The sequence below is a fragment of the Fundidesulfovibrio agrisoli genome, assembly GCF_022808715.1.
Classification (GTDB): Bacteria; Desulfobacterota; Desulfovibrionia; order Desulfovibrionales; family Desulfovibrionaceae; genus Fundidesulfovibrio; species Fundidesulfovibrio agrisoli.
Genome location: NZ_JAKZKX010000001.1, coordinates 11,521 through 23,497, shown reverse-complemented (window position 1 = coordinate 23,497; position 11,977 = coordinate 11,521). Strand labels below are relative to the sequence as shown.

10 protein-coding genes are annotated in these 11,977 nt (G+C 66.0%); 4 read left to right on the top strand and 6 right to left on the bottom strand.

Translation table 11 applies throughout. From position 1 onward, the window contains the following. Nucleotide 1: 1 nt before the first annotated feature. The 4 genes from MLE27_RS00100 (at nt 2) to MLE27_RS00085 (ending at nt 3,626) form a co-directional block, all read left to right on the top strand. Nucleotides 2-724: an ABC transporter ATP-binding protein gene (locus tag MLE27_RS00100; RefSeq protein WP_243309821.1), complete on the top strand. Its 723-nt coding sequence runs from the start codon at nt 2-4 to the stop codon at nt 722-724. Beyond that, the gene (locus MLE27_RS00095) at nt 721-1,704 is read left to right on the top strand and encodes an efflux RND transporter periplasmic adaptor subunit (protein WP_243309820.1); all 984 of its coding nucleotides are present in this window, start codon (nt 721-723) and stop codon (nt 1,702-1,704) included. The genes MLE27_RS00100 and MLE27_RS00095 overlap by 4 nt, the downstream gene beginning before the upstream one ends. Then, on the top strand, nt 1,701-3,146 hold the full coding sequence (locus MLE27_RS00090) for an efflux transporter outer membrane subunit (protein WP_243309819.1): 1,446 nt from the start codon (nt 1,701-1,703) through the stop codon (nt 3,144-3,146). The genes MLE27_RS00095 and MLE27_RS00090 overlap by 4 nt, the downstream gene beginning before the upstream one ends. Before the next feature lie 234 nt (nt 3,147-3,380). Beyond that, a complete protein-coding gene (locus MLE27_RS00085) occupies nt 3,381-3,626 on the top strand; it encodes a hypothetical protein (protein ID WP_243309818.1) in 246 nt (81 codons plus the stop codon). A 216-nt stretch (nt 3,627-3,842) separates the two neighbouring features. Here the strand turns inward: MLE27_RS00085 and MLE27_RS00080 are convergent, their stop codons facing one another. The 6 genes from MLE27_RS00080 to MLE27_RS00055 all read right to left on the bottom strand — a co-directional run bounded on the left by MLE27_RS00080 (nt 3,843) and on the right by MLE27_RS00055 (nt 11,893). Continuing rightward, nucleotides 3,843-4,421, bottom strand: coding sequence for a flavin reductase family protein (locus tag MLE27_RS00080; protein WP_243309817.1), 579 nt, complete (start codon nt 4,419-4,421; stop codon nt 3,843-3,845). Nucleotides 4,422-4,685: 264 nt separating this feature from the next. Next, nucleotides 4,686-5,114: a MarR family winged helix-turn-helix transcriptional regulator gene (locus MLE27_RS00075; RefSeq protein WP_243309816.1), complete on the bottom strand. Its 429-nt coding sequence runs from the start codon at nt 5,112-5,114 to the stop codon at nt 4,686-4,688. Between the two features lie 287 nt (nt 5,115-5,401). Then, nucleotides 5,402-7,531, bottom strand: a complete 2,130-nt coding sequence (gene ldhH / locus MLE27_RS00070; protein WP_243309815.1) for an L-lactate dehydrogenase (quinone) large subunit LdhH — start codon at nt 7,529-7,531, stop codon at nt 5,402-5,404. Beyond that, complete coding sequence (locus tag MLE27_RS00065; RefSeq protein WP_243309814.1) at nt 7,531-8,082, bottom strand: LutC/YkgG family protein; 552 nt, start codon at nt 8,080-8,082, stop codon at nt 7,531-7,533. The genes ldhH and MLE27_RS00065 overlap by 1 nt, the downstream gene beginning before the upstream one ends. 788 nt (nt 8,083-8,870) lie before the next feature. Continuing rightward, nucleotides 8,871-9,617 carry a LytR/AlgR family response regulator transcription factor gene (locus tag MLE27_RS18095; protein WP_243309813.1) on the bottom strand — a complete coding sequence of 249 codons (747 nt, stop codon included), beginning with the start codon at nt 9,615-9,617 and terminating at the stop codon, nt 8,871-8,873. Next, nucleotides 9,614-11,893: an ABC transporter substrate binding protein gene (locus MLE27_RS00055; RefSeq protein WP_243309812.1), complete on the bottom strand. Its 2,280-nt coding sequence runs from the start codon at nt 11,891-11,893 to the stop codon at nt 9,614-9,616. The genes MLE27_RS18095 and MLE27_RS00055 overlap by 4 nt, the downstream gene beginning before the upstream one ends. Between the last annotated feature and the right edge of the window lie 84 nt (nt 11,894-11,977).

The window sequence follows — 11,977 nt, the reverse complement described above, 5'->3', positions numbered from 1 at the left end:
GATGGAACCGACGAACCTGATTCCGGCCGTGAGCTGCAGCGGCGTCACCAAGGCTTACGGCAGCGGCGACACCCGCACCGTGGCCCTGCGCGGCGTTGACCTGGAGGTGCGCCAGGGAGAGTTGCTCATGCTCGTGGGCCCTTCCGGGTGCGGCAAGACCACGCTCATCTCCGTCATGGCCGGGATTCTCGACCAGGACGCCGGGCAGTGCAGCCTCTTCGGGCAGGACATGAAGCGCCTGACCCCGGCCCAGCGCACCGCGTTCCGGGGCAGGCGCATCGGGTTCGTGTTCCAGGCCTTCAACCTGGTGCCGACGCTCACCGTGGCGGACAACATCTCCCTGCCGCTGCTGATAAACGGCTCTCCCCGGCGGCAGGCCCGGGAACGCAGCATCGCCTGCCTGGCGGAGGTGGGCCTGGCCGGCCGAGAGGACGCCATGCCCTCCGAGCTTTCCGGCGGGCAGCAACAGCGCGTGGCCATCGCCCGCGCCCTGGTGCACGAGCCGGACCTGGTGGTCTGCGACGAACCCACCAGCGCCCTGGACCACACCACGGGCCTGGCCGTCATGGACATGCTCAAGAACCTCGTGGTGCGCGGCGGGCGCTCCCTGGTGATCGTCACGCACGATTCGCGCATCTTCCACTACGCGGACACCATGGCCCACATGGATGACGGACGCATCGAGTCCGTCCGGCCAGGCGCCGCAACTGGTGAACATTCATGAAGAAAAGACACATCATCCTCCCCGTGCTCGCCGCAGTGGGACTGGCCGTGGCGGTGGCCGCCTCGCTCAAGGCGCAGCGCCCGTACGTTCCCGCGGAACCCGTGGCCCAACCCTCGCAGGCCCCCTACTCCAGCTACATCGGCGGCGCCGGGCTGGTGGAGGCCAGTTCGGAGAACATCGCCCTGGGCACCTCCGTGGCGGGCATCGTCTCCAAGGTCCACGTGCAGGCGGGCGACACCGTGAAGGACGGGCAGCCGCTCTTCACCGTCGACGAGCGCGAGACCAACTCCGAGATAGCCCTGAAGAAGGCGAACCTCTCCAAAGCCAAGGCCGCGTTGGAGGAGGCCAAGGCCTCCCTGGCGGACTACCGGACCCAGTACGCCATCGTGCGCAACGTCACGGACCGCCGCGCCGTGAGCGTGGACGAGGTGGAGAAGCGCCGCAACGCCGAGTCCCTGGCCAAGGCCAAAGTGGAGAGCGCCAAGGCCGCCGTGGACGCCGCCGAGGCCGACCTGGCCGCGTCGGTGACCACGCTCGAGCGCCTCACCGTTCGCACCCCCCTGGACTGCCAGGTGTTGCAGGTGAACATCCATGCCGGGGAATTCGCCGCCACCGGCAGCTTGGGCACGCCGCTGATGCGCCTGGGCAACATGGACCGCCTCCAGATCAGGGTGGATGTGGACGAGAACGACGCCTGGCGGCCCCAGCCGGGCTCGCGCGCCACGGCCTTCATGCGCGGCAACCGCGAGATGAAGGCCGAACTGGATTTCGTGCGCGTGGAGCCCTACGTGACGCCCAAGACCTCGCTCACGGGCAGCAGCACCGAGCGGGTGGACACCCGCGTGCTCCAGGTGGTCTACGCTTTCGAGCGCAGCGCGCTCCGCGCGTTCGTGGGCCAGCAGATGGACGTGTTCATCGAGACCCCGCCGCGCGAGTCCATGGCCCAGGGGTCGCCCCGTCAGACCGGGAGCGGGTCGTGAAGGCCAGGCTTCATCTCGGCTGGCTCGCGCTCCCGCTGCTCTGCGGCTGCGTCAGCGTCGGTCCGGACTACAGCCGCCCCCGCCTGGACACGCCCCCGGCCTGGCACGCGGCCCAGCCGCAGCCCGCCCAAAACTCCCAAGGGTTCGAGCAGGCCGCCTGGTGGCGGACCTTCGGCGATCCCCGGCTGGACGGCCTGATGCGCCGGGCCGTGGCCGCCAACCAGGACGTGGCCCAGGCCAGGGCCAGGGTGCTGCAGGCCAGGGCCGAGGCCGCCGTCGTGCGGGCCGGAGCGTTTCCGGCCCTGGACGCCGGGGCCGCGACCACCACGAGCTACAGCGACCAGAACGCCCTTTCCTCCACGCCGCTGGAGAACGCCGCTCCTGCCACGCCCGCCACCACGTATCAGGCGGGCCTGAGCGTCAGTTGGGAGCTGGACGTGTTCGGCGGGCAGCGGCGCAGCCGCGAAGCGGCCTACGCCGACGCCCAGGCCAGCGAAGAGGCATTGCGCGGCGTGACCCTGGGCCTGCTTGCCGACGTGGCCTCGGCCTACGTCCAGTTGCGCTCGGCCCAGCAGCGCCTGGCCATCGCCAGGGATGCGGCCCGGTCGCAGCAGGACAACCTGGTCGTGACGCTCGAACGCTTCAGGATCGGGCTCACCAGCCACCTGGACGTGTCACAGGCCCAGGCCCAGCGAGCCAACACGCAGGCGGACATCCCCACCCTGGAGACCGAGGCCCGGCAGAGCATCCACCGCCTGGGCGTGCTCACCGGGCAGGAGCCCGGCGCGCTGCTGGTGGAGCTCGGCCAGGCCGAGCCCCTGCCCAGGCCCGAGGCCGCGTTCTCCCCCGGCCTGCCGTCGGAGCTGCTTGCGCGCAGGCCGGACCTGCGCAAGGCGGAACGCCAACTGGCCTCCGCCTCGGCCGGGATCGGCGTGGCCACCGCCAAGCTGTACCCGTCCTTCGACCTGACCATGGGCCTTGGGCTGCAAGGCAACGTGCTCACGAAGTTCGCCGGGTTGGCCAACTGGTACTGGTCCATCATCCCCTCGGTAGCGGCTCCCGTCTTCGACGCCGGGAAGAACAGGGCGGGGGTGGACAAGCAGAAGGCCGTGTACGACGAGGCCATGGCCGCCTACCGGCAGACGCTGCTCACGGCCCTGGAGGAGGTGGAGAACTCCCTGACGGCCTTCGCCAAGGAACAGGAGCGCCGCGCCAGCCTGGCCGAGGCGGTGCGGGCCGGGGAGGAGGCGCTGGCCCTGGCCAGGGAGCGCTACACCAAAGGGCTCACCAGCTTCCTTGACGTGCTCTCGGCGGAAAAATCGCTCTACGACACGCAGAAAAGCCTCTGCGCTTCCGAAGCGGGCCTGCTCCAGGACATGATCTCCCTGTACAAGGCCCTCGGCGGCGGGTGGGACAGCCCCGCTCTGCGCGCATCTTCCTGACTCCCTCCGCATTGATCCATTTCGGGTTGCGGCCTCCATGAAGCCACCTCCCCCCAGCCCTTCCGGGGGCTTCTGGGTGGAAGCCGCGCCAGTATTGGGTTTGCGGACGTGTCCGTCACTATTCCGAGCCTGAACCTTTCCAATTTGAAAGATGAAGAGAATTTAATGAAACCACTTGAGGTGGGCAGGTTCCTGCGCTAAAATACTGAAAACCTTTCGAGAGGAGCTTTTCTCATGAAGAAATTGCTTGTTGCTTGCCTGGTCATGGCCATGACCCTGCCCGCCGGCGCCGCCCTGGCCGCTGGAAAGAAGGCCGCGAAGAAGGAAGCCCCCAAAAAGTGGGAGTGCACCATGGGCGACAAAAAGATCATGACAGCCACCCTGGACGAGTGCATGAAGATGGGCGGCCTGGTCATGAACTACCCCGGCCCCGCGCCTGCCAAGGCCGCCACGAAGGCCCCCAAGGCCAAGAAGAAATAAGGTTCAGCCTTTAGGCACCGATTTCTTCACCGGCGGGGGCATCCGGAAGCCCCCGCCGGTATTTTATTGCTGGTCCTGCCCCTCGTTCCGCTCGCGTCCTGACCATCCGGGCTTGGGTCCGCTTTCCGAACACAACACGCCGCTTCTCATCCTGCACGCCGGGCGCACAGCCATGCTCCCGGCAAATCTGGCGGACGCCGCCCCCGGCCAAACGACTCAGCCCCCGCGCCGCTCTTTTTTCAATCCCTTGCCCACGCTCCAGCAGGATGCGACTTCCTTCCCCAGGGACCAATACTTGACGCTGGCCATATCGAAGAGCAACGGCCGCACCTTGCCGATATCGACGCGCTCGTCCGTCAGCACGGCCTCGTCGGCGTAGGTGTTCACGATCTCCCCAATGAAGACCTCGTGAGCGGGGAAGTCCACGGTCTGGGTCAGGCGGCACTCCATGCACACCGGGCACCCCTCGATCATGGGAGCGCCGGGCACGTCACCGTTGAAGATCTCGAACACGTCCGACTTGTCGGTGTTTTTGCCCGAGACAAGGCCCACATAGTCAGTTTCCCGAACCAGGGCCTCGGAGGGGACGCAGACGCTGAAGGACTTGTGTTCCTTGATGCCCCGGCCCGAGTAGTGCGCGCGGTTGACCCCGATGGAGATGTACTGCGGTTGGCCGTGGTTCATGATGCCCACATGGGCGATGGCCGAAAAGTTTGGCCTGCCGTCCACGACGGTGCCCACGATGGTGGTCAGCGAAGGATACAGCGCGTTGGCCGGGCCGAGTTTGCGTTTCATGTCGTTCTCCGTTTCGTTCAGATGTTGGCGGGATGCACCCCCGCAGGGCGAAACTTGCTTGCGCAAGCAAATGTTATAGCCCGCAATAATCGTCTTTTCAGGCGGACATAGTATGCCCGCCAAACTCCCCGAAGGTTCGTAGCGCCTCCGGGCCCCCGGCACTCCTCTCTCCGCACGGCCAAGCGTTCAGCCGTCATGCCCTCGTGCCCTTACCACCAGACGCGCCCTCGGTACACTCCGGCTTCGCCGCGCCCGAGCGCGCCCTCAACGCTCCCCGAGCTTCTTGGCCGCCTTGTGGATGGACTGGGTAAGATCATGCCCGCCCTGCTCCCCAAGCACGTCTGAATAGGCCCTGTGCAGGCTCTTCCAGGCCGCCGCGATTCTCGGGGCAAGCTCCGTGGCCTGCTCCGTGGGGTGGATGCTGGCGCTCTTGCCCTGCGTCCTGCGTTCGATGAGCCCCCTGGCCACCAGCGCGTCGGCCAGCCTGGTGACCGTGGACGGGGCCAGATTCAGGCAGCCCGCCAGTTCCCCGGAGGATATTCCGGGGTTCTCCAGCGCCAGCATGATGAGGAAAGCCTGGGAGGGCGAAAGCCCGAGCGGCTTGAAGCACTCCTCCCCGAGCTTGGTGATGGCCCGGGCCAGGGTGTTGGCCGTGAAGTACAGGCAGTTGTTCAACAGGCGGTCGGAATCCATGCGTCCTCACTTGCTTGTACATGCAAATATCCTAAATTGGAGCGCCGGTCAACGCGCATGTCGCATCCTTGAGCTTCCCGCTGGAGGCCCCCCGCATGGCTGCCCTTCGCCCGCGAGCGCCCGCCCGCACGGATGCGTGAATGCAAGGGGGACGCGACCCGGAGCGAAACGCCGAACCGACGCCCGCGCAAATGAAGACGGCCCTTGCGCGGGAACCATTCCCGCGCAAGGGCCGCCCGACCGGGGAGAACCCGGAGGCGGCTCCAAGCCGCCCCCGGAACGCTATGCTATTTCAGGGCGTCGGCCAGCAGCTCCAGGGTGTGCTTCACCTGGATCTTGGAGCCTTCCTTGTCGAAGCCGCCGCGGATCTGCATGACGCAGCCGGGGCAGTCCATGGCCACGGTCTTGCAGTCGGTGGCCTTGATGTTGGTGAGCTTGCGGGTCAGGATCGGCTTGGAGATCTCGGGGAACTTGATCGAGTAGGAGCCGCCCATGCCGCAGCAGGTGTCGCACTCGAACATCTCGTTGATCTCGTAGCCAGCCTGGGTCAGGAGCTGGCGGGGCTCCTTCTCGGCGTGCAGGGTGCGCTTGAGGTGGCAGGAGTCGTGGTAGGTGATTTTACCCAGATCAACTCCTTCCTTGAAGCTCAGTTTGCCCTCGTCCACCAGCTGCTTGACGAAGGTGGAGAAGTCCATGGTCTTGGTGGCCAGCCTGCGGGCCTTGGGCAGCTTGTCGCGCTGGCCCAAGTTTTCGTAGACGTCGATGAACTCGTGCTTGAGCGCGCCCGTGCAGGTGGGGCAGGCGGAGATGACGTAGTCCACGTCCTTCTCCAGCAGGGCGTTGATGTTGTCCGTGGCGTTGCCGGCGGCCACCTCGTAGGCGCCGTTGTAGCGGGCGGGAGCGCCGCAGCAGGTCTGCCCCTTGGGGAAGGTGACGTTGTAGCCGGCCTTGTTCAGGATCTTCACCAGCTTCTCGCCCATCTCGGGATAGGCGAAGTCGATGAGGCAGCCGGCGTAGAAGGCCACCTTGCCGGGCAGCACGGGCTGCTTGATGGTGTCGAACACGTCGCGGAAGGGCTTGTCCGCGATGGCGGGCAGGCTGCGGAACTCCGACAGCTCGGAGAGGAACATGGGCAGGTGGCGGATGAAGCCGTCCTTGGCCATGAACTTGCCCGCCTTGGAGGCCGCGCGCAGCATGCCGTGGAACAGATGGCGGTTGTTCACCACGGAGAAGATGGCCTTCTGGGTGACGCTCTGGCCCTGCTCCTGCACCAGCCTGCGCCGGATCTCGAGGATCAGGCCGGGGATGTCGATCTTGCCGGGGCAGATCTCCTTGCACTTGCCGCACTGGATGCACAGGCCCTGGATGTCTTCGCTCTTCTTGAGCTCGTCGAACCAGGCGGTGAGGATGGTGCCGATGCCGCCGGTGTAGATGTGGCCGAACACGTGGCCGCCCACCAGGCGGTACACGGGGCACACGTTCAGGCAGGAGGCGCAGCGGATGCACTGCAGGGCCTGCTTGAACACGGGGTCGGCGGCCATCTCGGAGCGGCGGTTGTCCATGAGGACGATGTGCATCTCCTTCATGGAGCCGTCGTCGTTGGGCGTGGGGCCGGTGATCAGGCTCACGTAGCTGGTGAGCAGCTGGCTGGTGGCGCTCTTGGGCAGGGCCACCAGGATGGGGGCGGCGTCGGCCCAGGTGGGCACCAGCTTCTCCAGGCCCACCAGGGCCACGTGGATCTTGGGCAGGGAGGTGGTCAGGCGGGCGTTGCCCTCGTTGGTGACCAGGGCGATGGTGCCGGTCTCGGCGATGGCCATGTTGCCGCCGGAAATGCCCATGTCGGCTTCCAGGAACTTGGAGCGCAGCTCCTTGCGGGCCACCTTGACCAGCTTGGGGATGTCGTTGGAGAGGCGCTCGTCGACTTCCTTGCTGAACAGGTCGGCCACCTCGTCGCGGGTCATGTGGATGGCGGGCATGACCATGTGGGAGGGCTTCTGCCCGGCCAGCTGGATGATCCACTCGCCCAGGTCCGTCTCGTTGACGGTCAGGCCCTGCTTCTGCAGGTGCTCGTTGAGGTGGATCTCCTCCGAAGCCATGGACTTGGATTTGACGATCTTCTTGACGCCCTTCTCGCGGCAGAGGTTGGCGATGTACTCCTTGGCCTCCTGCGGGCTGCGGGCGCGGAACACCTTGGCGCCGCGCGCGGTGGCCATCTTGGTGAACTGTTCGGCCAGCTCTTCCATGTGCTCGGCGGCGTAGCCCTTGATGGCGGCCACGCGGTTGCGCAGGGCCTCGATGTCGATGCCCTCGTAGGCCTTGAGGCGGGCGACGGCGTACGCCTCGGAGAAGCGGCCCAGCGCGCCGCCGAGATTGGGATTATTGAGAGCCTTGTCGACGGAATCTTTGAACGTGGACATTAGTTGGTCCCTCCCAGGTCGTCGATGCAGACCACCACGAGCCGCTGCGGCCCATGCACGCCGATGGTCAGAACGCGTTCGATGTCGGCCGTGCGGCTGGGGCCGGAAATGATCGCCAGGTAGGCGCAGTCCTTGGGGTCGACCTTTTCGAGCAAAGTGGGCATGTCCGGCAGGATCTGATCGGTGCCGAGGATGGCCACGTGGATCCAGGACAGCGAGGAGGCCAGGCGCTCTTCGGCCGGGGTGGAGTTCTGGCACACGGAACCCGTGTTGGCCAGGCCCCAGTGCATCTGGGTGATGCCGATCTTGGACTGCTCGGCGAAGGTGCGGGTCACGTTGAACTTCAGGCCCGGGAACTCCTTCACCAACTCGTCACGGTCGACACCCTCCAGGAAGGGGCATTCCGTCCACACCGCGTAGGACTGGGGCTCGTCCGCGATGCCCTCCGTGGTCATGAGCTGACGGATGAAATCCAAACCCTCTTTTTTCGTGGCGAAGCGGTGCACTTCGGCGCTGACCGCTTCGGCCTTGGCTTTGAACAGATCGAACATGCTTCGGTCCTCCTCGATTAAGGGCTGCGGGTGCGCCGCCCGTTGCAAGCATGCCGCACGCGGTGCGGCCCGTGGGGAGTACGTAGTCACCCTCGCGGGATATGGCCAAAAATAATTTCAAACTGCCTCTACAGAGGATGAATGGTGGCCCTCCGCCCCCCAAAGGGCATCGAGCGAGGCAGCGCAAGGCCCTGCCCCCGCCGGGGCCGTCATCCGGCGCAGTGCGTACAATAATTACAGCATGTTACAGAACGAAAAAGCCCCAATGGAGCGTTTATTGGGTTGAATGGTCAGGATATCGGGCTCAATGGAGGCCGTTTTCCCTTGGATGGAAGCTCGGGAGTACTGGTGCGGCCGGAAACGATGAGCGCTTCCGGCGGCCAAAGGGACTTCGTCCCTTTGGAATCACCTTCCGCGTCGCGTTCATCGAGGCGTTCCTGTGCTTGATCGGCACAGAGGCTCCAGGCGCTGGGCCAGTCGCCAGCGGTGCGGGCCTGCCGGACGGCGACATCACAAACAGCACATCATACCGCGCCACGGACGGGGCGGCATCGGCCAACGCGAAGCAATGAAGGATTCCAAAGGAACGAAGTTCCTTTGGCGGGAGAGTCCGGAGAGTGCAGCGCCCTCTCTGGCCGCCGGAGGCGTTTTCCGCCCCACGATGGACACGGCAACGCCCAGAGACGCGAAGCAAGAGAGGATTCCAAAGGAACGAAGTTCCTCTGGCGGGAGAGTCCGGAGAGTGCAGCGCCCTCTCTGGCCGCCGGAGGCGTTTTCCGCGGCCCGGCTTACAGGTCGAAGTGCGCCTTGAGATCCTTGGCGTTGTAGCGGCTGACAAGGATCTCCGAGCGTTCCTTGTCGCTCATGATGAGCTTGTAGCTGCCGCCGGTCCAGGGGATGATCTCGGCCACGTGGTTCAGGTTCACCAGGTGGCTGCGGTGGGCGCGGAAGAAGCCGTGCGGAGCCAGGCGCTCCTCCAGTTCGGCGATGGTGGCCTTGGCCGTGTAGCGCCCGTGAACGGCGTGCACGGTGATGCGCCCCTCGTCGCTGGAGACGTAGAAGATGTGCCTGGGGTGCGTGGGCACGATGCGCTCGCCGTCGTAGAGCGGGATGCGCTTCTCCAGTTGCTGCGGCGTTGCGGCGGGTGCGGGCTGGCTCGGCTGGCCCTCCTCCAGGCGCAGGTAGCGCCGGGCCTTGTCGATGCTCTTGCGCAGCCGGTCCAGGGTGAAGGGCTTGAGGATGTAGTCCAGGGCGTCCAGTTCGAAGGCCTGCACGGCGTGCTCCTCGTAGGCGGTCACGAACACGAGCAGCGGCTTCCGGGGGAGGTCGTCGAACAGGTAGGAGAGTTCCACGCCGGAGAGCCCGGGCATCTGGACGTCCAGGAAGACCATGTCGGGCTGCAGGGTGCGCAGCTCCTGCATGGCGGCCGCGCCGTTGGCCGCCTCCCCCACCACGGCCACGTCCTCGATGCGCCCCAGCAGGTAGCGCAGCTCCCGCCGGACCGGGCCTTCGTCGTCGATGATGAAGACGTTCACTGCGGCGCCGCCGTCACCATGGCCGGAATGGTGAAGGAGATGGTGGTGCCCTTGCCCGGCTCGCTCTCGATCTTCAGGCCGTGCTGCGCGCCGTGGATGGCCACCAGCCGGGCGTTGACGTTGCGCAGGGCCAGGCCGGTGCCCTTGCGCGGGGGCGCGCCTCCGCTTTCGTCCAGCAGGGAGGCGACGGTGGCGGCGTCCATGCCCACGCCGTCGTCGCGCACGAAAATGCGGATGACGCCGTCCTCGGGGTGGGCCCCGATGACGATCTCGCCGCCCTCCTCCTTGGGCATGATGCCGTGGCGCAGGGCGTTCTCCACCAGGGGCTGCAGGATCAGCGGCGGCACGGGGCAATCCAGCGCGGCGGGATGGATGTCGTAGCTGACGCGCAGCCTCTCCTCGAAGCGGGCGCGCTCGATGGAGAGGTAGTCCTCGCAGTGGTCTATCTCCTTGGAGAGGGGCACGCTGGCGCCGCCGGGCTTGATGTTCTTGCGGAAGAAGTCCCCCAGTTTCACGAGCAGGTTGTAGGCCACCTCCGGGTCGGTACGGATGTAGTACATGATGGAGGTGATGGCGTTGAACAGGAAATGGGGGTTGATCTGCGCCTGGAGCATCTTGATTTCGGCGTCCGCGCGCAGCTTCTTCTGCTTCTCCGTCTCGATGAGGGCCTGCTCCGCCTGCTTCTTGCTGGTGATGTCGCGCACGATGGAGATGATGCACCTCTCGCCGCCGATCTCCACCAGTTCGCCCGCCCGTTCGACGGTGATGACCTCGCCGGATTTCAGGCGGTATTGCAGCTCCTGTATCTGGGTGCGGCCCATGCGCAGGAAGGCCTCGTCGAGTTCGTAGCGTTCTTTGGGGTTGGAGTAGATGCCGATGTCCAGCGCGGTCTTGCCCAGCACTTCGTCGCGGGTGAAGCCGGTGATCTTTTCGAAGGCGTCGTTGACGTCCAGGTAGGTGCCGTCGGAGAGGCGCATGATGGCGATCCAGTCCGGGCTGTGGCGGAAAATCTTCTCGAACTTCTCCTCGGATTCGCGCAGGCTGGCTTCGGTGCGCTTGCGGCGCTGAATGTTCACCCACAGCGCCACCAGCATACCGGACATGAGCAGGAAGGCCACGCCCACCGACAGCACCTTGCCGGAGTGCTCCTCATAGAAGGAGGTGGGCCGGTTGATGACCGTGCTGCCCTCCGGCAGGGTGTCGGGGGAGATGCCGAAGCGCTTGAGCTGGGCGTAGTCGAACATGAAGCGGTTGGTGCTCTCCTTGACCACGGGGATGGACCCCGCCCGCTCCCCCGCCAGGATGCGCAGGGCCATCTGCGCGGCCAGGCGGCCCTGGTCCAACCCGTTGGTTATCATCCCGCCGGTGAGCCCTCGCCCGAGATAGAAATCCCACACGCCGTAGACCGGCACCTTGGACTGCCCCGCCACCAGGGAGATGGACTCGTTGTAGCCCATCACCCGCCCGGCCTTGTCCCGGTTGAAGGTCATGAGCAGCACGATGTCGCCCGTGGCCAGGGAGCGCACCTTGGCCAGGAGCTCGTCGGTGGTCAGGTCGTCCAGGTAGACCACGCTGACCTTCTTCTCGAACTCGGGCAGCACGTCGGCAAGTATCTTGCGGTTGGCCTGCCCCGTGGGGGTGCGGTCGTTGATGACCACCAGGCGGTAGGTGCCCGGGTGCAGGGCCAGGGCCGCGCGCAACGTGCTGCGCACGTCGTAGGCCTCCACCACGCCGGTGTAGGCCCCGGCGCTGTGGGCGATCATGGACTCGTCGAAGTAGTTGACCCCGCAGAAGACCACCTGCGCCCCGGGGAACAGCGTGTCCCGCCGCGCGAGCAGGAACTGGAAGGCGTCGTCGTCGGTGGCGACGATCACATCGAAGCGGGCGTTGGCGTACTTGCGGGCATAATATGAGGCCAGGCGCTCGCTGTCGGCGGGCTGGGCATAGCGCTTGGCGTCCATGTATTCGGTGAACACCTCCAGCCCGGGCTTGCCCTCGAGCACCGAATCGATGCCCGCGTCCTCGCTGTCGGTCCAGGCCAGGCCCTTGTGGTAGGAGTGCAGCACCAGCACCTGCCTGCGCTCCTGGCTGGAGGGGAAGGCCTGGGAGGTGGGCGGCTCGGGATTCTGCGGCTGCGCCTGGGTCTGCGCCTGGGCCGGAGCGCGGCCCTGGGCGGCGAGCAGCGCCAGCACTACCGCCAATGCCGCCAACCGGAGGATTCGGGAAAGGGACGCGATCATGCACGGGCCCTGGTGGTTCATGATGGAGACGAACATGCTGAAAAACGGCCTTGTTTCGGAGCAATAGCATGTTCCCCGCCGCAAGGGAATGGGCGGACCGGACGTGGCGGGCAAGGCCGG